This window comes from Mordavella massiliensis, from assembly GCF_016902415.1.
GTDB classification, from domain to species: Bacteria; Bacillota; Clostridia; order Lachnospirales; family Lachnospiraceae; genus Merdimonas; species Merdimonas faecigallinarum.
Genome location: NZ_JACJLV010000020.1, coordinates 1 through 26,602, shown reverse-complemented (window position 1 = coordinate 26,602; position 26,602 = coordinate 1). Strand labels below are relative to the sequence as shown.

28 protein-coding genes are annotated in these 26,602 nt (G+C 47.4%); all 28 read left to right on the top strand.

Annotated features, from left to right (window positions below; translation table 11 throughout):
* Positions 1-181 precede the first annotated feature (181 nt).
* The gene (locus H6A13_RS07350; RefSeq protein WP_204908969.1) at positions 182-1,249 is read left to right on the top strand and encodes a PTS sugar transporter subunit IIC; all 1,068 of its coding nucleotides are present in this window, start codon (positions 182-184) and stop codon (positions 1,247-1,249) included.
* A gap of 69 nt (positions 1,250-1,318) precedes the next feature.
* Positions 1,319-1,843 (top strand): cob(I)yrinic acid a,c-diamide adenosyltransferase, encoded by a 525-nt coding sequence (locus H6A13_RS07345; RefSeq protein ID WP_204908968.1) that lies wholly within the window; start codon positions 1,319-1,321, stop codon positions 1,841-1,843.
* A gap of 170 nt (positions 1,844-2,013) precedes the next feature.
* On the top strand, positions 2,014-2,658 hold the full coding sequence (locus tag H6A13_RS07340; protein ID WP_338043033.1) for a GTP pyrophosphokinase: 645 nt from the start codon (positions 2,014-2,016) through the stop codon (positions 2,656-2,658).
* Complete coding sequence (locus H6A13_RS07335) at positions 2,643-3,530, top strand: YitT family protein (RefSeq protein WP_204908967.1); 888 nt, start codon at positions 2,643-2,645, stop codon at positions 3,528-3,530. Before H6A13_RS07340 ends, H6A13_RS07335 begins: the two co-directional genes overlap by 16 nt.
* Positions 3,531-3,725: 195 nt before the next feature.
* Entirely contained in the window at positions 3,726-4,655 is a 930-nt protein-coding gene (locus tag H6A13_RS07330) for a substrate-binding domain-containing protein (RefSeq protein WP_204908966.1), read from the top strand.
* A 1-nt stretch (position 4,656) separates the two neighbouring features.
* Positions 4,657-5,535, top strand: coding sequence for a phosphate ABC transporter permease subunit PstC (gene pstC / locus H6A13_RS07325; RefSeq protein ID WP_204908965.1), 879 nt, complete (start codon positions 4,657-4,659; stop codon positions 5,533-5,535).
* Between the two features lie 94 nt (positions 5,536-5,629).
* Entirely contained in the window at positions 5,630-6,421 is a 792-nt protein-coding gene (gene pstA, locus H6A13_RS07320) for a phosphate ABC transporter permease PstA (RefSeq protein ID WP_243416427.1), read from the top strand.
* 12 nt (positions 6,422-6,433) lie between these two features.
* Positions 6,434-7,183, top strand: a complete 750-nt coding sequence (pstB, locus tag H6A13_RS07315; RefSeq protein ID WP_204908963.1) for a phosphate ABC transporter ATP-binding protein PstB — start codon at positions 6,434-6,436, stop codon at positions 7,181-7,183.
* Positions 7,184-7,186: 3 nt separating this feature from the next.
* Positions 7,187-7,840, top strand: a complete 654-nt coding sequence (gene phoU / locus H6A13_RS07310) for a phosphate signaling complex protein PhoU (RefSeq protein ID WP_204908962.1) — start codon at positions 7,187-7,189, stop codon at positions 7,838-7,840.
* A gap of 21 nt (positions 7,841-7,861) precedes the next feature.
* A complete protein-coding gene (locus H6A13_RS07305; RefSeq protein WP_204908961.1) occupies positions 7,862-8,536 on the top strand; it encodes a response regulator transcription factor in 675 nt (224 codons plus the stop codon).
* Between the two features lie 24 nt (positions 8,537-8,560).
* On the top strand, positions 8,561-9,880 hold the full coding sequence (locus H6A13_RS07300) for an ATP-binding protein (protein WP_204908960.1): 1,320 nt from the start codon (positions 8,561-8,563) through the stop codon (positions 9,878-9,880).
* Between the two features lie 327 nt (positions 9,881-10,207).
* Positions 10,208-10,972: a CpsB/CapC family capsule biosynthesis tyrosine phosphatase gene (locus H6A13_RS07295; protein ID WP_204908959.1), complete on the top strand. Its 765-nt coding sequence runs from the start codon at positions 10,208-10,210 to the stop codon at positions 10,970-10,972.
* Positions 10,935-11,708 carry a YveK family protein gene (locus tag H6A13_RS07290; protein WP_204908958.1) on the top strand — a complete coding sequence of 258 codons (774 nt, stop codon included), beginning with the start codon at positions 10,935-10,937 and terminating at the stop codon, positions 11,706-11,708. Before H6A13_RS07295 ends, H6A13_RS07290 begins: the two co-directional genes overlap by 38 nt.
* 7 nt (positions 11,709-11,715) lie before the next feature.
* The gene (locus H6A13_RS07285; RefSeq protein WP_338043030.1) at positions 11,716-12,408 is read left to right on the top strand and encodes a polysaccharide biosynthesis tyrosine autokinase; all 693 of its coding nucleotides are present in this window, start codon (positions 11,716-11,718) and stop codon (positions 12,406-12,408) included.
* 15 nt (positions 12,409-12,423) lie between these two features.
* Positions 12,424-13,146, top strand: coding sequence for an immunoglobulin-like domain-containing protein (locus tag H6A13_RS07280; RefSeq protein WP_204908957.1), 723 nt, complete (start codon positions 12,424-12,426; stop codon positions 13,144-13,146).
* Positions 13,147-13,161: 15 nt separating this feature from the next.
* The gene (locus H6A13_RS07275; protein WP_243424751.1) at positions 13,162-14,598 is read left to right on the top strand and encodes an LCP family protein; all 1,437 of its coding nucleotides are present in this window, start codon (positions 13,162-13,164) and stop codon (positions 14,596-14,598) included.
* Between the two features lie 65 nt (positions 14,599-14,663).
* A complete protein-coding gene (locus tag H6A13_RS07270) occupies positions 14,664-14,819 on the top strand; it encodes a hypothetical protein (RefSeq protein ID WP_204908956.1) in 156 nt (51 codons plus the stop codon).
* Positions 14,812-16,698: a polysaccharide biosynthesis protein gene (locus H6A13_RS07265; protein ID WP_204908955.1), complete on the top strand. Its 1,887-nt coding sequence runs from the start codon at positions 14,812-14,814 to the stop codon at positions 16,696-16,698. The genes H6A13_RS07270 and H6A13_RS07265 overlap by 8 nt, the downstream gene beginning before the upstream one ends.
* Before the next feature lie 691 nt (positions 16,699-17,389).
* Complete coding sequence (locus H6A13_RS07260) at positions 17,390-18,634, top strand: nucleotide sugar dehydrogenase (RefSeq protein ID WP_204908954.1); 1,245 nt, start codon at positions 17,390-17,392, stop codon at positions 18,632-18,634.
* 58 nt (positions 18,635-18,692) lie between these two features.
* Positions 18,693-19,352: a DegT/DnrJ/EryC1/StrS family aminotransferase gene (locus H6A13_RS07255; RefSeq protein WP_204908953.1), complete on the top strand. Its 660-nt coding sequence runs from the start codon at positions 18,693-18,695 to the stop codon at positions 19,350-19,352.
* A 497-nt stretch (positions 19,353-19,849) separates the two neighbouring features.
* The gene (locus H6A13_RS07250) at positions 19,850-21,154 is read left to right on the top strand and encodes a DegT/DnrJ/EryC1/StrS family aminotransferase (protein WP_204908952.1); all 1,305 of its coding nucleotides are present in this window, start codon (positions 19,850-19,852) and stop codon (positions 21,152-21,154) included.
* A gap of 27 nt (positions 21,155-21,181) precedes the next feature.
* On the top strand, positions 21,182-21,907 hold the full coding sequence (locus H6A13_RS07245; protein WP_204908951.1) for a sugar transferase: 726 nt from the start codon (positions 21,182-21,184) through the stop codon (positions 21,905-21,907).
* Between the two features lie 535 nt (positions 21,908-22,442).
* Positions 22,443-23,282: a hypothetical protein gene (locus H6A13_RS07240; RefSeq protein ID WP_204908950.1), complete on the top strand. Its 840-nt coding sequence runs from the start codon at positions 22,443-22,445 to the stop codon at positions 23,280-23,282.
* Positions 23,283-23,804: 522 nt separating this feature from the next.
* The gene (locus H6A13_RS07235) at positions 23,805-24,569 is read left to right on the top strand and encodes a glycosyltransferase family 2 protein (RefSeq protein WP_204908949.1); all 765 of its coding nucleotides are present in this window, start codon (positions 23,805-23,807) and stop codon (positions 24,567-24,569) included.
* A gap of 2 nt (positions 24,570-24,571) precedes the next feature.
* Entirely contained in the window at positions 24,572-25,354 is a 783-nt protein-coding gene (locus H6A13_RS07230) for a glycosyltransferase family A protein (protein ID WP_204908948.1), read from the top strand.
* Positions 25,355-25,359: 5 nt separating this feature from the next.
* The gene (locus H6A13_RS07225; RefSeq protein WP_204908947.1) at positions 25,360-25,755 is read left to right on the top strand and encodes a polysaccharide pyruvyl transferase family protein; all 396 of its coding nucleotides are present in this window, start codon (positions 25,360-25,362) and stop codon (positions 25,753-25,755) included.
* A 26-nt stretch (positions 25,756-25,781) separates the two neighbouring features.
* Positions 25,782-25,982, top strand: coding sequence for a hypothetical protein (locus H6A13_RS07220; RefSeq protein ID WP_204908946.1), 201 nt, complete (start codon positions 25,782-25,784; stop codon positions 25,980-25,982).
* Between the two features lie 11 nt (positions 25,983-25,993).
* The coding region (locus tag H6A13_RS07215; RefSeq protein ID WP_420827223.1) for a glycosyltransferase at positions 25,994-26,602 on the top strand (609 nt) is incomplete at its 3' end.

Here is a 26,602-nt window from a genome sequence, read left to right as displayed (position 1 = left end):
TCCTCCTCCGGCCGGGCGGCCTGCGGGCGCAGGATATTTCCCGGTAAGGATAGTATAGAAATTTTAGACAGGCCTGTAAAGACCCAAAATATTTCTTTACTTCTTTGGGGCCTTGTGATACACTTTTTCAGGTGACAAGACACATGTAAACTATTGCTGTAAAGAATGAGGAGAAAATGAAATGGAAAGACTGAAGAAAGCATTGGACCGTTTTTTTATTGACGGATTGAGCGCCATGGCCCACGGGCTGTTCGCGACTCTGATCATCGGCACGATCATTCAACAGATCGGGACGCTGATCGGCGGACCGGCGGGAGATATGATCTATGCGCTTGGAAAAGTGGCGGCCTCCCTTACGGGAGCCGGGATCGGCGCGGCTGTGGCCTATAAATTCAAGGAATCGCCGCTGGTGGTAGTGTCTGCCTCCGCGGCCGGTATGATCGGAGCATTTGCAAGCAACTTGCTGTCCGGCACGGTACTGGCAGAAGGGGGCGCTATGGTTTACGCAGGGCCGGGGGAACCGCTGGGCGCATTTCTGGCCGCTTACATCGGCATCTTTTTCGGACACCTGGTGTCCGGCCGTACAAAGATCGATATCCTGGTGACGCCTCTGGTCTCCATCGGCACCGGCGGAGCAGCCGGACTGATCCTGGGACCGCCCATTTCCGGTTTCATGGCCTGGCTGGGGTCTCTGATCAACTGGGGCACTGAGCAGCAGCCCTTCCTGATGGGCGTGGTCGTATCCGTATTGATGGGCATGATCCTGACGCTTCCCATCAGCTCGGCGGCGCTGGGCGTCATTTTAAATCTGTCCGGCCTGGCGGCGGGTGCGGCTACCGTAGGATGCTGCTGCAACATGGTAGGCTTTGCTGTGGCCAGCTACCGGGAAAATAAAGTGGGCGGCCTTCTGGCCCAGGGCATCGGCACGTCTATGCTGCAGGTGCCGAACATCGTGCGTAAGCCGGTGATCTGGCTGCCGGCCATCATTTCCAGCGCTATCCTAGGCCCGGTGGGCACGATGGTGTTCCATATGACCAGCAACGCCACCGGTTCCGGTATGGGAACCGCAGGGCTGGTGGGCCAGATCATGACCTGGCAGGTGATGACACAGACAGAAGACCCGGTCGTGGTGCTTCTTAAGATCCTTGTGATCCAGTTTATCCTGCCTGCCGCGATCAGCCTTGGCGTGTCCGAATATATGCGGAAGAAAAAATGGATCCGCTTTGGAGATATGAAACTGGAATTTTAGTGCTATACATTTTTCCCGCTTCTGCTTATAATAGATTTTGGCAAGAGAGAAAAAAGCGGAGGGATCGATATGTTAGGAACCGGAAAAATTCATTTATATTATGGAGACGGCAAGGGAAAGACGACGGCGGCTGTGGGACAGGTGGTCCGGGCGGCGGGCGCGGGACTTCGCGTGCTGGTGTTCCAGTTCCTGAAGGACAACGGGTCCAGTGAACGAAAGATCCTGGAGGAGCTGCCGGGAGTGACCTGCCTGCCTGGCAGGGAGCCGGTGAAGTTTGTAAGCCGCATGAACGGCCCGGAGCGCGCCGAAATGCGTCATTACAACAATAAGGCGCTGGATGAGATCGTTAAGTTCTGCGCGCCCTTTGACGTGCTGCTCCTGGACGAAGCCCTCTGCGCCGTCCAGCTGGGGGTGCTGAGTGAGGAGAAACTGCTCAGTTTCCTGAAGCACAAACCCAGGGGCCTGGAGGTGCTTCTTACCGGCCATGAAGCCTCGGAAGCCATGCTGGAGGCGGCGGATTACGCCACTATGCTGACCAAGATCAAACATCCCTATGATAAGGGTGTGACTGCCAGGGAAGGCATAGAATATTAGGGCGGGAAGGAAATTTTATTAAATATACGTGAAATTTATGACATGCATTTTCCCATATGATATACTAGTAATAATGGAATACGCTCTTCGCGAAAAGAGAGGAGAGAGGACAAGTGAGTTTGGAAAATGCAATCAAAAATTACGAAGATGTGGACAGCTGGAAGACGATCATGTTTCTGTACACATCTGCCCTGAAAGAGGTGGGCACAAAGCTGGAGATCCTGAACGATGAGTTTCAGCATGTGCACCAGTACAATCCGATCGAGCACATCAAGACGCGTGTCAAGACGCCGGAGAGTATCGTAAAGAAATTAAGGAAAAACGGATATGAAATTTCCATAGAAAATATGGTGAAATACGTCAACGATATTGCCGGGGTGCGGCTGATCTGCTCCTTTACCTCAGACATTTACCGGCTGGCGGAGATGATCGGAAACCAGAGCGACTTAAAAGTGCTGTCCATCAAGGACTATATCAAGAACCCCAAGGAAAGCGGGTATAAGAGTTATCATATGCTGGTGTCCGTACCCATTTATCTGTCAGACAGTGTGGTGGACACCAAGGTGGAGATCCAGATCCGGACCATCGCCATGGACTTCTGGGCCAGTCTGGAGCACAAGATCTATTATAAATTCGAAGGAAACGCGCCGGAGTACATCAGCCGCGACCTGCGGGAATGCGCGGAAATGGTGTCTTCGCTGGATGAAAAAATGCTGTCTCTGAATGAAGCGATCCAGAAATGTCTGGAAGAGCAGGAGGCGGAAAAGAAGAAACTGCGGAAAAGAGGAAGGTATCAGACATGTGGGGGAAATTAGACGCTAAGAAAAAGACCGGGCTGATCCAGGCATTGTATTCACTGATAGGAAGCCTGCTATTTGCACTGGGAGTCAATCTGATCATCGTACCCTTAAGTCTCTACAACGGAGGGTTTATGGGTCTCGCACAGTTGATCCGGACATTTATCGTAGATTTTCTGCATGTACCTGTGCCGGCGGGAACCGACCTTGCCGGTACCATTTATTTCATCATGAATATCCCGCTGTTTTATCTGGGATACCGGGTCATGGGAAGGCCGTTCGCACTGAAAACTCTGGTGACCGTAGCCATCCAGAGTATTTTTATGATGCTGGTGCCGATCCCTTCCGAGCCCATCATCAGCGATTACCTGACCGCCTGTATCACCGGCGGTATCGTGGCAGGAACCGGAACCGGCCTGATCTTAAGAGGCAGGAGCTCCGGCGGCGGACAGGACATCATCGGCGTATGCTGTTCCAAGAAATGGCCTAACTTCAGTGTGGGCAAGATCAACATTCTGATGAACTTTCTGGTATACGGCATCTGCCTCTTCCTATTTAATATAGAAATCGTAGTGTACTCCCTGATCTACGCGACGGTACTCTCCATCGCCATCGACCGGGTACACATCCAGAATATCAACACCAGCGTCATGATCTTCACCAAGAAGACCGGCATCTCCAAAGCAATCATGGAGCAGACCGGCCGGGGCGTCACCAACTGGGATGGAGAAGGCGCATACACCAACAAAACATCCTATATCCTCTTCGTCATGATCTCCAAGTACGAAGTCAATCAGATCAAGCAGATCGTACACAGCATCGATCCCCATGCATTCATGATCTTTACCGAAGGATGCTCGGTGGACGGCAACTTCGAAAAGCGTCTGTGATTCATTTGGGTACAGGGTAAACTTCAAAAAGGTACAGGGCAAAACGCAATTTGGGACGTAGACCTTTGCAAAAGGTCTACGTCTTATTTTACATAAATTTAACATTCAGCCCGTTTCAGATTTTACATTCCTTTCGTATGATGTGACTTGTGAAGAAGCTAAACAAATTCTAAAACGACAAAGGAGATTAGGATTATGAAATTGAAAAAGTTTATTGCAATTATGGCAACAGTAGGTATGGTTGCAAGCATGGCAGTCGGATGCGGCGGTTCTTCTGAGGAAGATACTTCTGCTGAGGGCGGAGATGCTGCAGCAGCAGAAGAAGGCGGCGACTGGGATTCTTCCATGGACATTACCATCGTTTCCCGTGAGGACGGATCCGGTACCAGAGGTGCTTTCATCGAGCTGTTCGGTATTGAAGAGGAAGTAGACGGCGAGAAGGTGGACATGACCACAGAGGGCGCGCAGATCACCAACAGCACTTCTGTTATGATGACAACCGTGGCTGGTGACGAGTACGCGATCGGCTATGTTTCTCTAGGAACTCTGGACGACAGTGTAAAGGCTCTGAAGATTGACGGCGCTGAGGCGACCGCAGAAAATATCAAGAGCGGCGACTACAAGGTGTCCCGTCCGTTCAACATTGCGACAAAGACTGACCTTGACAACCCGGTAGCAGATGACTTCATCGCATTTATCATGAGCCAGGAAGGCCAGGATGTGGTATCTGCAGAAGGATATATCCCGCTTGACGGCGCAGAGGCTTATGCAGGCGAGGCTCCGGAAGGAAAAGCTGTAGTAGGCGGATCTTCTTCTGTATCTCCTCTGATGGAGAAACTGATCGAAGCTTACGCTGAGGTAAACCCGAACGCAGAGATCGAGCTGCAGACCACAGACTCTACCACAGGTATGGAATCTGCCATCAGCGGAGCGTATGACATCGGTATGGCTTCCAGAGAAGTGAAAGATGAAGAGATCGAGGGCGGCCTGGAGGCACAGGTGATCGCAACCGACGGTATCGCAGTTGTTGTCAACAACAATAACCCGACAGACGAACTCAGCAGCGACCAGGTAAAATCCATCTACACTGGCGAAGCACTTACATGGGATGAGGTAGTAGAGTAATATGAAATCAAATGCATGGACTGAAAAATTCATGCGGGGAGTGTTCTTCATTGCCGCCTGCGCTTCGGTGCTGGCGGTAGCTCTCATTTGCTTCTTCTTATTTGCAAATGGTCTCCCCGCCATGTCAGAGATCGGATTCGTAGAATTCCTGACCGGCACCATGTGGAAGCCGAACAATGACATTTACGGGATCCTCCCGATGATCGTGGGCAGTCTGTACGTAACGGCGGGCGCCATCGTCATCGGCGTCCCGATCGGCATCCTGACCGCCGTATTCATGGCGTTCTACTGTCCGAAACAGATATACAAACCGCTGAAAACCGCCACCGAACTTCTGGCCGGCATTCCTTCCGTTGTCTACGGTTTCTTCGGCCTGGTGGTGCTGGTGCCGCTGGTGCGCCAGCTGGGCAGAGACTTAGGCTTCGGAGGAAATGGAAGCAGCATGCTGACCGCTTCTTTAATCCTGGGAATGATGATCCTGCCTACCATTATCGGTCTGACCGAGTCAGCGCTGCGGGCTGTGCCGGGCCAGTATTATGAAGGCGCGGTAGCCCTGGGCGCCACCCACGAACGGGCCATCTTCCGGGTCGTTCTCCCGGCGGCCAAATCCGGTACCGTAGCAGCCATCGTTCTTGGCGTAGGCCGTGCCATCGGCGAGACCATGGCCGTCATCATGGTGGCCGGAAACCAGACCTGGATGCCGAAAGGACTTTTCAAAGGCATCCGGACACTGACCGCAAACATCGTGATTGAGATGGGATATGCGACAGATCTGCACAGAGAGGCGCTGATCGCCACAGGCGTGGTGCTGTTCGTATTCATCCTGATCATCAATTTCTGCGTAGCACTACTGAACAGGGGGGACAAGAGCCGTGAGTAATACAACCAAAGACAGCCGCCGCCCGGCCAGCAACGAAGTTACGCTGGGACAGAAGCTGAAAAGTTATACCAGAACTCCGGGATCATTGATCGTCATGCTCCTGGTCATGTTAGCAGCGATCATCACATTTGCAGTGCTGATCTTCCTGATCGCCTACATCCTGATCCACGGCGTGCCGTATATTCAGCCGTCACTCTTTTCCCTGGAGTACTCCTCGGAAAATGCATCGCTGATGCCGGCGCTTGCCAATACCGTGATCATGACCGCATTGTCACTGGTGATCGCCGTTCCATTCGGAATCTTTTCTGCCATCTTCCTGGTAGAATATGCAAAACGTGGAAATAAATTCGTAGAAGTTATCCGTCTGACCACGGAGACCCTGCAGGGAATTCCGTCCATCGTATACGGCCTGTTCGGAATGTTGTTCTTTGTAACGACCTGTGGATGGGGCTTCTCCATCCTGGCGGGTGCATTCACCCTGTCCATCATGGTGCTGCCGCTGATCATGCGCAGTACAGAAGAAGCCTTAAAAGCCGTGCCGGACTCTTACCGTGAAGGAAGTTTCGGACTGGGCGCAGGAAAACTGCGTACTGTATTCCGCATCGTGCTGCCGTCCGCAGTGCCCGGCATCCTGGCCGGCGTCATCCTGGCCATCGGCCGTATCGTAGGAGAGACAGCAGCGCTGATCTACACAGCAGGAACCGTAGCAGACTTCCCGAGCAGCGTATTAAGCTCCGGACGTACCCTGGCGGTACACATGTACAACCTGGCAAGCGAAGGCCTTTATATGGATCAGGCCTATGCAACCGCAGTCATCCTGCTGGTGCTGGTAGTAGGCATCAACACCCTGTCCGGTGTCGTAGCAAAGAGATTAACAAAAGCGTAGAGAGGGATAACAATGTCAAAAATAAGCATTAAGAATCTGGATCTTTACTACAGCGACTTCAAGGCGCTGAAAGACGTAAATCTGGAGATTGAAGAGCATAAAATCACAGCATTTATCGGGCCTTCCGGATGCGGAAAGTCCACACTGTTAAAATCCATCAACCGTATGAACGACCTGGTGGAAGGCTGCCGCATCGAAGGTGACATCCTTCTGGATGGAAAAGACATTTTCAAAGAAATCGACGTAAACCTGCTGAGAAAACGGGTGGGAATGGTATTTCAGAAACCCAATCCCTTCCCCATGAGCATTTACGATAACATCGCCTACGGTCCCAGGACCCACGGCATCCACTCCAAGGCAAAGTTGGACGAGATCGTAGAGAAATCCTTACGCGACGCGGCCATCTGGGACGAGTGCAAGGACCGCCTGAAAAAAAGCGCCCTTGGCATGTCCGGCGGGCAGCAGCAGAGACTCTGCATCGCCAGAGCCCTGGCCGTACAGCCGGAAGTTCTCCTGATGGATGAGCCTACCTCGGCCCTTGACCCCATCTCTACTTCCAAGATCGAAGACCTTGCGATGGAACTGAAAAAAGATTATACTATTGTCATGGTGACCCACAACATGCAGCAGGCAGTCCGTGTGTCCGATAATACCGCCTTCTTCCTTCTGGGCGAAGTGGTAGAGTATAATGACACAGAAAAATTATTCTCTATACCGTCGGATAAGAGAACAGAAGATTATATCACAGGGAGGTTCGGTTAAATTATGCGTAATAAGTTTGATATGCAGCTGGGCTTGTTAAATGAACAGCTGATCCACATGGGAGAATTATGCGAGCTGGCCATCAACCGGGCCACCAAGGCTCTGCAGAAAGGCAGCATCGAAGAGGCAAAGCACGTGATCGACGCCGATCAGGAGATCGATCAGATGGAAAAAGACATTGAAAGACTGTGTTTAAAGCTTCTCCTGCAGCAGCAGCCGGTGGCAAGAGATCTTCGCCAGATCTCTGCGGCTCTTAAGATGATCACGGATATGGAGCGGATCGGCGACCAGGCAAGCGACATCGCCGAGATCATCATTTCCGAGAAAAAATCCGAAGTACCGGATCTGAAGAAGATCGGAGCCATGTCAGAAGCCGTGGCAAAGATGGTAAGAGACAGCGTAACTTCCTATGTAGAGAAGGACCTGGAGCTTTGCCGCAAGGTAATGGGCGCCGATGATGATGTAGACCTGATGTTTGAGGATACCAAAAAAGAACTGATCGATTCTATCGCAGAGAACAAAGGCGACCAGGGAAAAGAAGCCATCGACCTTATCATGGCTGCCAAATACCTGGAGCGTATCGGAGACCACGCCACCAATATCGCGGAGTGGGTGGAATTCTCCATCACAGGCATCCACAAGGACAGCCAGGTATAGAGTAGAACAAGGAGAAACCAAATGATATTTTGTGTAGAAGATGACAGCAACATCCGGGAACTTGTCGTATACACACTGGAAACCACGGGCTTTAAGGCGCGTGGTTTTGAGGATGGAAAAGAATTTTTAGAGGCCCTGGCTCTGGAGACCCCGGAGCTGGTGCTGATGGATATCATGCTCCCCGGCGAGGACGGACTGGAACTTCTTGGGCGGTTAAAATCTTCCCCCAAGACCCGGGAGATCCCGGTGATCATGGTGACCGCAAAAGGCGCGGAATACGATAAGGTCAAAGGCCTGGACTTAGGAGCCGACGACTACGTGACCAAACCCTTTGGCATGATGGAACTGGTCTCCAGGATCAAGGCGGTCTTAAGGCGCACCAAAAAAGAGTCCCAGGATCCCCAGGATGTGATCCGCGCAGGCGGCATCGAGATCAACACCAGAAAACACGAGGTCACAGCCGATGGAGAAGTGGTAAACCTGACCCTCAAAGAATACGAGTTGTTAAAGCGGCTGATGAAGAACCGGGGCATTGTCATGACCAGAGACTGCCTTCTGGAGGACATCTGGGGCTATGACTTTGACGGCGAGACCCGCACCGTAGACGTCCACGTGCGGACCCTGCGCCAGAAGCTTGGAAGCTGCGGGGAAATGATCGAGACCGTCCGGGGCGTGGGCTACCGGATGAGCGAATAAAAGAGACGAACAGGAGAACAGCGGATGAGGCTGCAGACAAAAATCCAGAAAAATATGATACTGATCATCCTGGTCACCCTGGCCATCGCCTACGCCGTGACCACACTGCTGGTCTATCGTCAGACCGTAGACGTGATGGAAAAGGAAGTGCGCCAGGAAGCCGGTTACATCCGGGCCGCCATCGAGATCAGCGGCCAGGGTTATCTGACGGAACTGGACGCTGCCGATAAAGACACCCGGATCACACTGATCACGGAGCAGGGCGAGGTCCTCTATGATTCCGACCAGGCCTACGAGGCGGATCTGGAAAACCACGCCGGCCGGCCGGAAGTCAAGGAAGCCCTCCAGGACGGTACGGGCAGCAATGTGCGCCGTTCCGACACCCTGAATGAAGAAATGTACTACTACGCCGTGCAGCTTTCCGACGGCAGCATCCTGCGGGTCTCCAAGACCATGGACACGGCCTTTAGGACCGCGGTGGAGGTTCTGCCCGGCATGGGCGTGATCGGAGCCTGCATGCTGGCTCTGGCCGCGCTTCTTTCCCGGTGGCAGGTCAGGAGGCTCATCCGCCCCATTAACGAACTGGACCTAAATATCCCTCTGGAAAATGAGATGTATGAGGAATTAACACCATTGTTGAAGAGAATCGATGAACAGAACAAACAAAAAGACGCTATCGCAGACATGCGCAAAGAGTTTTCCGCCAATGTATCCCATGAGCTGAAAACTCCTCTGACCTCCATATCCGGATACGCGGAGATCATGAAGAACGGCCTGGTAAGGCCAGAAGATATGAAAGGCTTTGCAGAGCGCATCTATAATGAAGCCAGCCGCCTGATCACCCTGGTAGAGGATATCATCAAACTGTCCAAGCTGGACGAAGGCGAGATTGAGATGGAAAAAGAAGACGTGGATCTCTATGATCTGACCCGGAGGATCGTCAGCCGTCTGGCGCCCCAGGCGGAGAAACGGGCCGTCCACGTGGAGGTTACCGGAGAAAATGTGATCTGCCACGGCGTGCGCCAGATCCTGGATGAGATGATCTACAACATCTGTGAAAACGCCATCAAGTACAACCGCCGGGGCGGTTCGGTCAGCGTCTGGGTGGGCGCGACCCTGAAGGGTAAAAAGATCATTGTCACAGACACCGGTATCGGCATTCCCGAGGATCAGCAGGAGCGGATCTTCGAGCGGTTCTACCGGGTGGACAAAAGCCATTCCAAAGAGACCGGCGGCACCGGCCTGGGACTCTCCATCGTCAAGCACGGGGCTATGCTCCACAACGCCCAGATCCACGTGGAAAGCAAGGTGGGAAAGGGCACGAAGATGGAGCTGACCTTTTAAAAGAAATTTATCTATAGTGGATAAAATGGAAAAAAGAATAGATTTAATGACCAGAGCGGAAGTATTGGACCAGTTCATAGACGAGCTGATACTCCCGCTCTGTGATTCCTGATACATCAAGCGTATTACTGGTATCTGTGCCGAGAAGATAATCGGTAGATACATGGAAGAGCCTGGAAAGCTCCACCAGATAAAATGTAGACGGGCAGGAACTAAGAAATGGTAGTATATTTGTATATATGAAGAATTGACTTTTCCATGTGTGAGTGGTAGTATAAAAAATGCATAAAAAGTCTGCCGTGTCATCGGCAGGGTAGGAGAATGAAAATGGATCAATACATTGATATGCATATTCATATACTGCCAGAAGTAGACGATGGCGCCAACGATGAGAATGAAATGAAAGAAATGCTGAAAATTGCATACAAAGAGGGGATCCGCTGTATCATCGCAACGCCACATCATCATCCCAGACGCGGAAAGGAACCACCGGAAGTGTTGCGGAAAAAGGCAGCGGCGCTTTTAAAAGCGGCCCACGACATTGACGAACATTTCCGTATATATTTAGGTACGGAGATTTTTTTTGGTCAGGACGTGGCGGACAGGCTGAAAAAAGGCGAGATCCTGACCATGAACCGCCGGAACTATGTGCTGGTGGAATTCTCACCTTCAGAGCCCTATGGCTACATCCGCCAGAGCCTGCAGCAGCTCCAGATGGCAGGATACGAAGTGATCCTGGCGCATGTGGAGCGGTACAGTTGTATTACCGATGAGCCGGAGCTGGCAGAGCAGCTCTCTGATATGGGGATCCTGCTTCAGGTCAATGCAGGCAGCATCACCGGCCAGAGCGGGCGAAGGATCAAAAAGTTCATCCGCAGGCTGATGGATGAAGATCTGGTGTTCTGCGTGGGAACCGACGCCCACAGCGCAGGGAAGCGGGCGCCGCGGATGAAAAAGGCGGCGGAATACGTGAAGAAAAAGTACGGCGAAGCATACGCCGCAAAAATATTTTATCAGAATGCAAAGCAGATGCTGAGGAAGGAAACGAGCGAACATGAACCAGGAACGACGGATGACGCAGGAAGTCGATAACGATGAGATTACCATAGATCTGACAGAGCTTTTTATGGCTCTGTGGTCGAAGCTTCATATTATTATCATGGCAGGAGTGCTGGGCGCTTTGATCGCCTTTGTAGGGACCAGCTTTTTCATCACACCGAAGTATACGTCTGAGACAAAGGTGTATGTGCTGACCCGGGCGGACAGCAGCGCAGGCGTAACATATACGGACCTGCAAACAGGAGCGCAGCTGACCCAGGACTACATGGAACTTGCCACCAGCCGTCCGGTGCTGGAACAGGTGATCGCTGTGCTGAACCTGGATCTGACGCCGGAAGAACTGAAAAATATGATCAGTGTAAATACACCCGAGGGCACCCGTATCTTAAGCATAACCGTACAGAGTGAAGATCCCAAAGAAGCAAAAGAGATCGCCGACGCTGTCCGGGAGTCTGTCAGCATCCAGATCACAGAGATCATGGACGCCGACGCGGTCAATACGGTAGAAGAAGGCAACCTGCCCACCAGCCCCTCATCCCCCAGTGTCTCCAGAAACATCGCGCTTGGCGCCCTCCTTGGACTGGTGCTGGCCATGGGCGTGATCACTTTGATCTTTATCCTGGACGACACCATCAAGACGCCGGATGACGTGGAACATTACCTGGGACTGAACACCCTGACCAGCATTCCGTTAAGCGAAGGAATGAAAAAGGGAAAGAAAGTCAAGAAACTTCCGGAAAAGCGGATGATGAAGAATATGAAGAGATAGGAGATACATGGCAATGCAGGAAATTAACTTAAAGAACCTGACAAAAGATTACCGGAGCAACGAGGCCTATAAGACCCTCCGGACCAACATCGAATTCTCCGGTGCAGACAAGCGGGTCATCGTATTTACCAGCTGCACGCCGGACGAAGGAAAGAGCACCGTATCCCTGTCTCTGGCGGCTTCCCTGGCAGAAGGAGAAAAGAAGGTGCTGTTCATTGACGCGGATCTGAGAAAATCCGTCATGATGGGCCGCCATAAGATATACGGAGAACTGAACGGACTGAGCCATTTTCTGTCCGGGCAGGCTGAATTAAAAGATGTGATCTGTAAAACCCAGTATCAGAACCTGGCAGTGATCCTGGCAGGAGTCGTTCCGCCCAACCCGGCGGAGCTTCTGGGAAACCACAGATTTGAGGCAATGATAGAGGGCGCAAGAGAGGCCTATGACTATGTGATCATTGACGCGCCGCCTCTGGGAAGCGTCATTGACGCAGCCATTATCGCGAGACACAGCGACGCCTCTGTGCTGGTCATTGCGGCGTCTACCATCAGCTATAAGTTCGCCCGTTCCGTGAAAGATCAGCTGGAAAAGGCAGACTGCCCGATACTGGGCGTGGTGCTGAACAAGGTGGACATGAAGCAGAACAAATACTATGGCAAGTATTATGGAAAATATTATGGAACCTATGGGGAAAAATAGAAGAGGACATAGAAGATGAAGCATCGTTTGGTGTTAATGACTCTGATCGCAGGCTGCGTTTTATTCGCGGCAGCCGGGGCGCTTGTGTATCTGGGAAAAGACAGGACTGCGCCGGAGATCATCATTAAAAAAGAAGAGATCAGCTATACGGAAGGGGAGGATACCACTGTCCTTCTTACCGGCGTGACAGCAAAAGATAATATTGACGGAGACCTGACTGATCAGGTGTTTGTAGACCGGATCATTCAGACCGGCAAAGATACGGCGGTGGTGTACTACGGCGTTATGGATCAAAGCTATAACGTGGCCACAGCCAGAAGAAAGATCGAGTATCATCCGGCAGAAGGCGCTGCTGCGGAAGATGCAGACGCATCTTCGGAGACGCCGGAAGAGACAGAAAACACTTCGGAAGAACCAGCAGAAGAACCGGCAGCAGAAGAGACAGAGGCTGAGACAGAAGCCGGGACAGAAGAACCCCTTCAGCCTGACGGGGCGCGACCGGCGCTGGCACTGACTGCATCGGAACTTACGATCACCGCGGGAACTGCATTTGACCCCATGAGCGTTGTAAAGGACGCGGTGGATGATGTGGACAGCAGGGATACCCTGTATCAGCGGATCAGCGCCAACGGCTCTTATGACACCGCTACGCCGGGAACCTACACCATCGAATACTTTGTCACCGACAGTTCCGGGAACACCTCGGATCCGCAGATCTTTACCCTGAAAGTACAGTAGAAAAAGGAGAAATACATGGAACATCAGCACTCACACAGATATCGGAAAAGTAAAAACATGGCCGGGAAACTGATCACCATCCTGCAGCTGATCCTGTCAGCCGCCCTGCTGATCCTGGTATGGAACAGCGGCATGGTGCCCAACCTGTATCTGGCGCTGATGGGAGCCGGACTGTTCCTGCTCTTTGCCATTACATTTTTCCTGCAGTACATCCGGAACGGAGTCAGATACCTGGGCATCGTCATCAGCCTTCTGATCAGCATCGGGCTGGCGATCGGGATCTTCGCATTCCTGCGTGTCCAGAAAACCATGGAAGAGGTGGGCGGAGCCACCTACAAGACCGACAACATGATCGTTGTAGTCAAGGCAGACGATCCGGCGGAAAGCATCCTGGACGCGGCAAATTACCGGTTTGGCTGTCAGACCAGCGTGGATCAGGAAAATAATGCACGGATGCTGGAAGATGTGGAAAAGGTGGCTGGCCGGGAACTGAAGCTGGAAGAATTCGACACCGTTACCGACCTGGCAAACGGCCTGTTGTCCGGACAGGTGGAGGCGGCCATCTATAACGAAGCCTTTGACGGCATCATTGAAGAAAATATCGAAGATTACAAAGAGCAGGTGAAGATCCTCTATCAGTACGGGATCGAGACACCGATTGAACAGGAAGATACCAACGTAGAAGAACCGTTTAACGTATACATCAGCGGGATTGACGTATCCGGCCCGATCACGACCAACAGCCGGAGCGACGTCAATATTATCATGACCGTCAATCCCAATACCAAGAAGATCCTTCTGACCACCACGCCCCGGGATTTTTACGTGACGATCCCCGGCATCTCCGGCGATCAGAGGGATAAGCTGACCCATGCCGGCATCTACGGCGTAGATGCTTCCATGGCGACACTGGAACAACTCTACGGCATTGACATCAGCTATTATGCAAGGGTGAACTTTACATCCCTTATCACGATCGTAGACGCCCTGGGAGGCGTGGACGTCAACTCGGAATATGCCTTCGAAGCAGGCGGTTATCAGTTCCAGCAGGGCAGTAACCATCTGGACGGAAAGGCGGCGCTGGCCTTTTCCAGAGAACGGTACAGTTTCGAGAGCGGAGATAATCAGCGTGGCAAGAACCAGGAGGCAGTGCTGACCGCCATCCTGCAGAAAGCCATGTCTCCGGCCATCCTGACCAGCGCAAACCAGATTCTTGGTGAGGTCAGCAGCTGCGTAGAAACCAATATGACCCAGGACGAGATGGCGAAGTTTATCAACATGCAGCTGAACGACGGAGCAAGCTGGACCATTGAGTCGATAGCAGCCGGAGGAACCGGCGACAGCCAGGCCTGCTTCTCTTCCGGATCACAGCTGTTATACGTGATGTGGCCGGATGAGGCCATTGTAGGCGATGTCTCCAGGCGGATGACCCAGATCCTGGAGGGGAACTAAGCAAGGAAGTTTTTCAAAACAAGTAGGAACTAGAGGAAACATACAGAGGGAAGAGGAAGAAAGAGATGGAATACATAGGATTTACTCTGCTGACTGCTTCTGTGGTAGATCCCGGGCGCGCGATTCTGGCTGCCGCGGCAGCTGCCGTCATTGGCGGGATTATCTTCATAAAAAGAAACAGAAGGATCATACAAGAGAGGTTAAACAGGAACCATGGATAAAAAGAAAATAAAAGGCTCCGGGATACGCGAGATCACCTGGGTGCACAAGGCGTTCCTGATTGCCTTTGTAGACATCCTGCTTATACTGGCCGCCTATATGATGGCTTTGATCCTGCGGTTTGATTTTATATTTTCCCGGATCCCGCGGGAATATCTGGAGGGATATCTCTGGTCCATGCCCTACTGGATTGCCTCTACCATTGTTGTCTTTTACGGGTGCAGGCTGTATCACAGTGTGTGGCGTCTGGCCAGTATCTCTGAGCTGCAGATGAGCATCATTGCTTATATTATCTTGATACCGGTCTATGCGGCAGGTGCGTTTTTCATGCGCCTTGCCATGCCGAGATCCTATTATTTTATCGGCTATCTGCTGTCCTTCCTGATGACGACAGGGATCCGATTTTCCTTCCGGTTCTTAAGGTTCTATGTGAGGAAGAGAGAAGACGGTGAGGGAAGCGGACAGGACCGGATCATGATCATCGGCGGCGGCGCTGCCGGACAGGCAGTGATCAAGGAACTGCTCAGCAACCGTTCTTTCCATGTAAAGGTGTGCTGTGTGATCGATGACAGCCCCAACAAATGGGGCCGGATGCTGGAAGGCATCCCCATTGTGGGAGACCGGAACGACATCCTGGCCGCGGTAAAGAAGTATAAGATCAATCGGATCATTTACGCCATCCCTGCCACCACCGGCAAGAACCGCAAGGATATCCTGAACATCTGCAAAGAAACCAACTGCAGGCTCCAGACCGTGCCGGGCGTGGCCCAGCTGGTAAGCGGAGAAGTCAGCGTCACCAGACTGCGGGACGTGGAGATCACAGACCTTCTTGGCAGAGCCCAGGTAAAGGTCAATAACAGCGAGATCTTCAAGGCGCTCCACGACAAGGTGATCATGGTCACCGGCGGAGGCGGTTCCATCGGAAGCGAACTGTGCCGCCAGATCGCCCAGGCAGAGCCGAAACTGCTGATCATTTTTGATATTTATGAAAATAATGCTTATGCCATTCAGCAGGAGCTGAAGCGGAAATATCCGAACCTTCCCATGGAGACGCTGATCGGGTCGGTGCGCAACACCAACCGGGTTAACAGCATCATCGAGACATACCGTCCCGAAGTGATCTACCACGCAGCGGCCCACAAGCATGTGCCGCTGATGGAGGACAGCCCCAACGAGGCCATCAAAAACAACGTGGAAGGCACCTATAAACTGGCCCAGGCTGCGGCCAGGCATGGGGTGAAGAAATTCGTTCTGATTTCCACAGACAAGGCGGTAAACCCCACCAACATCATGGGAGCCTCCAAACGGCTCTGCGAGATGGTGGTGCAGATGATGAACCGGCGGTCGCCGGAGACCGACTTTGTAGCGGTTCGCTTTGGAAATGTGCTTGGCAGCAACGGCAGCGTGATCCCGCTCTTTAAAAAGCAGATCGCAGAAGGCGGGCCTGTTACCGTAACGGACAAAAACATCATCCGTTATTTTATGACCATACCGGAGGCTGTGTCTCTGGTACTGCAGGCTTCCTACTATGCCAAGGGCGGAGAGATCTTCGTGCTGGATATGGGAGAACCGGTCAAGATCGATGACATGGCCAGAAACCTGATCCGCCTGTCCGGTTACACACCGGACGTAGACATTCCCATCGTTTATACCGGACTGCGTCCGGGCGAAAAGCTTTATGAAGAGCTCCTGATGGATGAAGAGGGAATGCAGGAGACGGACAATGAACTGATCTTTATCGGTCATCCAATCGAGATGGATGATGAAGATTTTCAGAAAAAACTGGAACTGCTGGACAAAGAAAGTAGAAAAGAGTCCGGCAGAATCAAGGAGATCGTGGCTGAGATCGTGCCCACGTATCATCCGGATCTGGCACATTAGGCAATCTGAGAGAAATCCACCCTGCCTCCAATCGTCGCTATGCCGCGTTGGAGGCGGGAAATGTGTGTTTCTGGAGAAGAAGATATGAGGGATTGATCCGGAAAATAGAGCGTCACAAGCGGAAGGCATGGGTGGAGATTGTGGCGAAGAAGTTGGGGAGAGAACAAGAGAGGAAGTAATAATTAAATGACTATGAAACCTTTTGAATCAAAAGTATTTCGATATTTATATAATAGGGACAACCAGCAAAACGTAAGTATTTACAAGGGTTTTGCTGCTTAGGCCCGAATTCTTTTTGGTTTTTATTGTGTGCAGTGGGGATTAGCGTTGGCCAGGCAGTAAGACATTGGAAAATGATCGGTGGCACTGGCGATTGCTTTGTTAACCCAAATGATAAGCAATAAAAATCTAAATAGGAGGAAGGACTTAAGCCTGCAGGGATGTACCCACAGGCTTTTTGTCGTGTAGACTTTTTAAAATTTGCAATCAAAAGTACTTAATCTCAGGAGGCGGCTTGCGATTGTTTTCATAGGTAATAAAGGAGCAGGTTGCTGGAGAATAAATACTTTTGGTTGATTGCTACCCTCCTTTAAAACATAAGCCTATGAAAACAGGAGACCTGTGCCTGTGAGGGCATGCGTCTCTATTCTGAGAAAAGACTTATTTAATACATAGTAAAAGAGGGAACTTTATGAATAAGAAAATAGCAGTTGCGGGAACTGGATATGTTGGATTATCGTTGGCGGTTCTACTGGCACAGAACAATAAGGTTATGGCAGTAGATATTGTTCCAGAGAAGGTTGATCTTATCAATAACAAAAAATCGCCTATCCAGGATGAGTATATTGAGAAATACTTGGCTGAAAAGGAATTGGATTTGGTTGCTACAACCGATGCAGAAGAGGCTTATAAAGACGCCGATTTTGTTATAATTGCGACCCCAACCAACTATGATAGTAATCGTAATTTCTTTGATACTTCAGCTGTTGAGGCTGTTATTCAGCTTGTAACGAAGATTAACCCAAATGCAATCATGATGATTAAATCCACTATACCGGTTGGATTTACAGAAAGCGTTAGAGAGAAGTATCAGAGTAAAAATGTTCTTTTTAGTCCGGAATTCTTAAGAGAGTCAAAGGCACTTTACGATAATTTGTATCCTAGCCGCATCATTGTTGGAACAGATAAGAATGATGAGAGACTTGTTGCAGCAGCTCATGAGTTTGCGGCACTTTTGCAGGAAGGTGCTATTAAAGAAGATGTTGAAACGCTCATCATGGGATTTACTGAAGCAGAGGCGGTTAAGCTGTTTGCTAATACATATCTTGCACTTAGAGTTTCATATTTCAATGAGTTAGATACCTATGCAGAAAGCAAAGGTCTTGATACACAGGACATCATCAACGGTGTCTGCCTGGATCCAAGAATCGGATCACATTATAACAATCCATCATTTGGATATGGTGGATACTGCCTGCCAAAGGATACAAAGCAACTTCTGGCAAACTATGCTGATGTTCCACAGAACATGATGTCTGCAATTGTTGAATCAAATCGTACAAGAAAAGACTTCATAGCAGATAGAGTTCTTGCAATGGCTGGTTACTATGATTACTTCAATCGTGGTGATTTTTCTGCAGCCGATGAGAAAGAATGCGTGATTGGTGTTTATCGACTCACAATGAAGAGTAATTCCGATAACTTCCGTCAGAGCAGTATACAGGGCGTTATGAAGAGAATTAAAGCAAAAGGTGCTATCGTAGTTATTTACGAGCCAACACTGGAAGATGGTAGCACATTCTTTGGCAGTAAGGTCGTAAATGATTTGGAGAAGTTTAAGTCTATAAGCCAGGCCATTATCGCTAACAGATACGATGCATGTCTTGATGATGTGAAGGATAAGGTCTACACAAGAGATCTTTATGGAAGAGATTAAGTCCAAATTGATACTGAAAACAAGAGTTTGAATTTTAAGCATAGAGGTAGTAGAAGACATGTTTAAACGTAAAGATTTTAAGCCATTCGACCAGAAAGTTTGGTTAGCAAGCCCAACAATGCATAATGGTGCTGAAATGAAATATGTTATAGAAGCATATGAAACTAACTGGATGAGCACAGTTGGAAAAAATATTAATGAAGTAGAAAAAATTGCGGCAGAAAAGGCTGGAGTTAAATATGCAGTGGCCCTTTCCTGTTGTACAGCAGCATTACATCTTTGCGTTAAGTTTGCGGGCGAGAAACTCTATGGTAAGCCACCTATTAGCCAGGGAGCGCTGTACAAAAAATATGTTTTTTGTAGTGATATGACGTTCGACGCGACTTTAAATCCGGTCGTATATGAAGGTGGTATTCCAATTTTTATTGATACAGATCCTGCTTCCTGGAATATGGATCCAGTGGCTCTTGAAAAAGCTTTTGAGATGTATCCAGATGTGAAATTAGTTGTTTGTGCTGAGCTGTATGGATTCTCTGGAAATATTCGGCAGATCAAAGAAATCTGCGAAAAACATGGAGCACTTCTTGTTGAAGATGCAGCAGAGGCTATGGGCGCTACATGGGAAGGTCAACAGTGTGGCTCTTTTGGAGATTATGCAGCTGTAAGTTATAACGGAAATAACGTTTTGGAGACGGAAGTGAGGGAAATGGGATTGTAAGGGGTGGACAAAAATGGCGGTTTGAAAAGGTGATATGAAGCTCCGTTTTTGTATAGAAGCACTAATGGAATTGTACATAAAAGAGATATGTACAAAGTATGGGCGGTATGGATATCTACAGGCGGAAATGCCGGGGACATAACCGCCTGTGCAGCTTGTTAATGGTTCTATTGGAAAGAGTTATACATGACCGTCTCAAAGAGGCATTGTACATTGAATGAGAATGGGAGTGTCTCAAAGAAGTGGAAGGCATGAGAGCATATATATTTCCATCTCGAAAGTAGCGGTCTTGGAGACGAGAAAATAGCACTAAATAGAGCAAAGAAATAAGATCCTTTATTCCTTCCGAATTAAAGTCTGGGATATTCGGGTGTAAAGGGGGAACACCAGATTTAGAGATCAACAAGCCAGTGTGGATAAATCTAATCAAACACACTGGAGCCTTAATCATAAGAAGTTAATCTTTATCAACAATATTTGAGGAGACAAGCGGCATTATGGACAAGTTTTACTACTTAAACGATCCAAGATTTAAAGGCATCACTCCTTTTGAGAGCAAGATTTGGCTCTCCAGTCCTACCATGCATGGGGACGAGGAAAAGTGGGTTGTGGATGCCATCCGAAAGAACTGGGTATCCACAGTTGGAGAAAATATCAACGAAGTGGAGCGTATGACAGCGGAGAAGATCGGCTGTAAATACGCTGTGGGCCTTTCTTCCGGCACAGCGGCCCTTCATTTAGCTGTGAAGCTGGCAGGGGAAAAATTGTACGGTCAGCCCAAAGTTGGCCACGGCACGCTGGAAGGCCATAAGGTATTCTGCTCAGATATGACGTTCGATGCTACCGTAAATCCTGTTGCATACGAGGGTGGCGAGGCTGTGTTTATCGACACGGAGTATGACATCTGGAACATGGATCCGGAGGCGTTAGAACGTGCGTTTGAAATCTACCCGGATGTAAGACTGGTTGTTTTGGCTCATCTATATGGTACACCGGGAAAAGCAGATGAGATACGCTCCATTGCTAAAACTCATAACGCTCTTGTCATCGAGGATGCGGCGGAGTCTTTTGGTGCTACTTATAAAGGCAAGCAAACAGGAAATCTGTTTGACTACGGTATTTTAAGCCATAACGGTAACAAAATAGTGACATCCAGCAGTTCGGGTATGTTCCTGACGGACTCAAAAACTGATGCAGATAAGGTTCGCAAGTGGTCTACACAGAGCCGTGAGAACGCTCCGTGGTACCAGCATGAAGAACTTGGATATAACTACCGCATGAGCAATATCACCGCCGGGGTAGTGAGGGGGCAGTTACCATACCTTGAGGAACATATCGGGCAGAAGAAGGCAATATATGAGAGGTATAAAGAAAATCTGAAAGACTTGCCCGTTTCCATGAATCCGGTGCCAGATTGCTGTGAGCCAAATTACTGGCTGAGTTGTCTATTAATTGATAAAGATGCTATGTGTTCGCAGATGCGCGGGGAGCAGGAAGTATTGTATAAGACGGAATCTGGCAAGAGCTGTCCAACAGAGATTCTGGAAGCTTTGGACGCTTTCAATGCTGAGGGAAGGCCAATTTGGAAACCTATGCATATGCAGCCGATCTATCGGATGAGCCCGTTTGTGACGAAGGATGGGAATGGTCGAGGCAAAAGTAACGCCTATATCGCTGGGGAGACGGCTGTGAATGTAGGAGAGGATATCTTTGAGAGAGGGTTGTGTTTGCCGAGTGATAACAAGATGAAGGCTGAAGATGTAGATAACGTTTGTGAGATTATCCGCAGATGTTTTGAGTAAATCTAGATTGAATTGGGGAGATGGGAAATGCAGCTCAAGAGAAAAATCGGATTCTATGAAAAGTATATAAAAAGGTTTTTGGATATCCTTTGCTCAGGAGCTGCGATCATCGTTTTTTGCTGGCTCTATGTAATCATAGCCGTTATGGTGAGAGTGAAACTCGGGAAGCCTGTTCTTTTCAAACAGCCCAGACCTGGAAAAATCAATCCTAAGACTGGAAAAGAACGCATTTTTAATATGTACAAATTCCGCACAATGACGGACGAGCGAGATGAGAATGGCAAGTTGTTGCCAGATGAAATCAGATTAACAAAGTTTGGCCGGATGTTACGGGCCACGAGTCTGGATGAACTTCCAGAGGCTTTCAATATTTTAAAGGGCGATATGAGTGTGGTCGGCCCTAGGCCTCAGTTGGTGCGGGATATGGTATTCATGAGCGAGGAGCAGCGCATGCGCCATACGGCCAAGCCGGGATTAAGCGGACTTGCACAGGTTAACGGGAGAAATGCCGTCAGTTGGGAAGACAAGATCAAGTGGGATCTGAAATACATAGAGAAGATCAGCTTTATTAGCGATATCAGGATAGTTTGGCAGACCTTTAAGAAGGTTTTTGTACGGAGTAATATCACGGAAAGTAATGAAGAGATAGATGTGACTCTTGACTATGGTGATGCCTTATTAAAAGAGGGGAAAGTAACTAAGGAAGAATATGATGCAAAGCAGGCCGAGGCGAGGCAGTTATTGGGAGTGTAGAAATGCGAATTTTAAAAGCTATTTATGAAAAAATATATAATAAACCAGCTCCTTACTACTATAACTATTCGCTAATAACAATTGTGTTAAAACCGATAAGGAAGTGGTTGACGAATAGTCTAGCAGCCAGCTGCCCTTTTAACTGTATTCGTATTGCGATATATAGGCTGTGTGGATTTAAAATAGGAAAAGGTACTTTCATTGGGATGAGATGCTATCTAGACGATATGTGTTACGACCTTTTAAAAATAGGAAATAACGTAACAATCTCGTATGGAACTTTTTTTGCTTGCCATGGAAAAGGTCAAGAACATCTTCCTATTACAGTAGATGATGGAGTTTATATAGGGATGAGAGCAAGTATTATAAGTAAGAACGCCAAAAATCACCGGGGGGGGGGTACATATATATCCCCACGCAACGATTGGCGCATGTACACTGGTCAACCAGGATATTCCAGAAGGGGCAACCGCTGTTGGAATACCGTGCAGAATTATTTATCCTGCAGACAGTTCAATTGTGAGGTGTCAGCAGGATGAAGAAGTGGAAGTATTACAATCATGCAATGATACCGATGGCGGCTCCACACGAGGAGATTGATGTTGAACCAAATAAGAAATTCTGGAAAGATAATAAAAAAGCGCTGTTTGCACGATGGACATCTGAATTTGATTGCGGGTATGAAACAAACTGGTGGTATGTGATAAAAGATGAGCCGTTTGATATTACTACGCTTAAGTCAAGTTACAGATACAAAATCAATAAAGGTATTAGGAATTTCGACGTTAGAGTCATAAATCCGATAGATTATATTGACGAATTGCTGGATATTTTTATTGAAGCCTTCGCTTCGTGGCCAGCAAAATATCGTCCACAGTTTACTTATGGTGACGCAAAGGAATTGGCTCAGAAGCTATCTATTGATCCTACAATGATTTGCTTTGGAGCTTTTTATCGAGAAACAGGGGAATTGTGTGGTTTTATGCAGGCTCCGACATACGAGACTTATACAGAACTGCAAGTTCAAAGAGTAAAACCCGCTTATGAGAAACTGCAAATAAATGCAGCTCTCGTATATGGATTGATAGCGAATAATTCTAAGAAATTAGAAACTGGTAATTTCTATATATTAGATGGAGCAAGGAGCATAAGCCATGAGACCAATTTCCAGGATTATCTTGAGAAATATTTTGGTTTCAGAAAAGCTTACTGTAAGCTCCACATTGCTTATAATCCTAAAGTCAAGTGGATCATAACAGTTTTATATCCATTTAGAAAACTATTACATAGATTTGATGACATTGGCTTTGTGCATCAAATTAATTCAGTCCTTTATATGGAAGAATTATACCGGAGCGAGGCGGTGAGTGAGTAATGCATTTGTATAAGTATGATTCTTCAGATGTCAATAGTATAGCAAATTATTGTGATTTTGACTTGAAGATATTTATACCATCACTTAGGGGGCTTTTTCTAAAAGGCGAAAAGACCGGATTAAAAACTGCTCTGATCCGATTGTATTTTCAAACTATAACATTTGGAAAAGCAAAAATTTATTATGTGCAAAAAGGGGAGAATTTAGTTCATCACCTCGTATGTTATTCCTGCCTGCTTTAAGTTTCCGTTTATGGGCAAACATGATTTGGAAATAGGCCCTTGCTATACATATTCATCTTTTCGAGGACAGGGGATTTATCCAAAGGTACTGACGGAAATATGCCGAAGGCAATGTAAGGATACTTCATTGTTTTATATGATTGTGGATGAAACAAATATCCCATCCATAAAAGGTATCGAAAGAGCCGGATTTACAAGATGTGGTTCTGTATATAAAAGCAAATACATGAAGAGGTATAGATTAGTTCGCTAAGAGAGAAACCATAGGAGAGGTTGCATTATGGACGATTTAGTTTCAATCATCATGCCGTCATATAATACGGGGAAATATATAGCAGAAACCATTAAGTCCGTACTAGCACAGTCATATAAGAACTGGGAATTGATTATTGTGGATGATTTCTCAGACGACAATACGGATGAGATTGTTAGCTATTTCCTTGTAGATAAAAGAATTCATTATCTCAAAAACGAAACTAATAGTGGGGCAGCTTTTTCCAGAAATAGGGCGTTGAAAGAGGCAAAGGGAAAATGGATAGCCTTTTTAGACAGTGATGATTTGTGGATGCCAGAGAAACTCGAAAGGCAGCTTTTCTTTATGAAAAATAATGGATATTCCTTTTCTTACACGAATTATGAAGAAATAGATGTAGATAGTATACAGACTGACGTGAAGGTCACAGGCCCGCGAAAAATAACAAAGACTGGTATGTATAATTACTGCTGGCCTGGTTGCTTAACAGTTATGTATAATGCAGAAAAAATAGGATTGATCCAAATAGACAATATTAAGAAAAACAATGATTATGCCATGTGGCTTAAAGTATGTGAAAAAGCTGATTGCTATCTCTTAGACGAGTGTCTTGCGCAATATCGTAAAGGCAGAGTTGGCAGTATAAGTACTAACAGTATAAAGACGATGATTGGTTGGCATTATAAGCTGTTTAGAGAAGCAGAGAAACAAGGTAGATTACGAAGTATTATAAACACAGGGCGGAATCTCTTTTTCGGATTTTATAAAAAACATAAGTATGTTGTGAGGTAAATATGAAAATTCAAGTGCTGGTGGCCGCAATGAATCAAAGCGATCATTCGCTTATTAAAAAGATGAATATTAAGACAGATGCCATTATAGGTAACCAGTGCGGTTTTAATTCTGTGGAGACATTCAATATAGGTACTCAAAGGATACAGTATCTTAATTTTGCGGAGAGAGGCGTTGGATTGAATAGGAATAATACATTGATGAGAGCTGATGCTGATATTTGTCTCTTTGCTGATGATGATATGGTTTATGAGAATAACTATGGAGAAATCATTGAAAATGCTTTTCAAAGGCATCCTGATGCTGATGTAATTGTGTTCAATCTCAAAGAACCCGTAGTCACACGTAAAGTGATTACAAAGGAAAGTAAAGTTGGGTATTTGAATTATCTGAGATATGGAACTGCCAGAGTTGCGATACGCCTTGATAGTATTAGAAAACATGGTATCTATTTTAACCAGTGCTTTGGAGGTGGAACAGAATATAGCCATGGTGAGGACAATCTCTTCTTAAATGCTTGTTTAAAAAATAAACTGAAGATTTATGCTGTCCCAGAGTATATTGCTACTTTAACGGAAGAGCGAGAGTCCAGTTGGAGCAATGGATATGATAAAAAGTATGTCAAAGATCAAGGAATATTATTCTGTACATTGTCCAGAAGATGGTGGAGACTACTCTGTTTGCAGGATGCTTTAAGACGCCACAAATCCTATAACATGGATTTTTTTAGAGCTTTTAAACTAATGGTTGCTGCAGGTAAAGATTATTTAAAAAGGTGTAAGTAACTGATATGAAGTGTTCAATTATTACGATTCATCATATACATAATTTTGGTTCCGTTTTTCAGGCATATGCTTTGGCTCATTTTCTGGATATAAATGGGTATGACACGGAGATTATTGATTATAGACCTGGATATTATAAACTTGGCAGGAATAAATTGAAAACAGCTGTTGGACGGGCTTTAAATTACGGCTCGTATTCCAACAGGAAACAAAAATTTGAGAATTTTATTTCGAAATACGAAACACTTTCAGAAAAATGTTTTAGCAGCGTAGCGGAATTGGAAATGTATTATAAAGACCGCGACAACCATATTTTTATCGCGGGCGGCGATCAGCTTTGGAACACTTATCATCCTTGTGGAAATGACGAAGCCTATAAATTAGTGTTTATGGAAATATGAAGGTTACTGAGGTGAATATCCGTCATATGGCGTATGCAGGTGTTATGGCACATGTGGGTTTTGACCTGATTGAGGATACAATTAAGATTTTGGAAGATGGAAATGCAGATCGTGTTGAAAGAGATCAGTACCACCATTATGAGAAGCCATATATTTTCCTTCGAGATGTAGATGTTGAGCCTATTATTCTTGAAAGTGAAGAAGTCTTCAAAAAAACTGATTTATAAAGGGGGACAGCATGGAGAATAAAACAATATGGATTATGAATCATTATGCTGGACACATGTTTTTTGACCAGAGTGGTCGACATTATTGGTTTGCCAAATATCTCAGTAGAGCTGGTTGGAAAGTAAAAGTGTTTTGTGCCAATGTCGTTAGTGATGATACAAAGTCAAAACATTTTGAAAGTGATGAATTGTATATTGAACAGCAAGATAATAAAGAAAGTATTGAATTTATATTTGTCAAAGCACGTACTTATGATGGAAATGGCATTCAACGTGTCATGAACATGATTGATTTTTATAGAAATATAAAAAAGACAGTAAATGTATATATAAAGCATTATGGAAAACCTGATATAATTCTTGCATCATCTGTCCATCCGTTGACATTGGTTGCGGGTATACAATTGGCACAAAAAATGAAAATTCACTGTATTTGTGAGGTTCGAGATTTGTGGCCGGAGGCAATCGTTGCTTATTCAAGTAGGATAAAAAGAAGTAGTCTAATCGCAAAAGTGATGTATGCCGGAGAAAAGTGGATATATAAAAAAGCAGCGTGTGTTATTTTTACGCAAGAAGGTGGACCACAGTATGTAATTGATCAAAAATGGACGGATATAGAT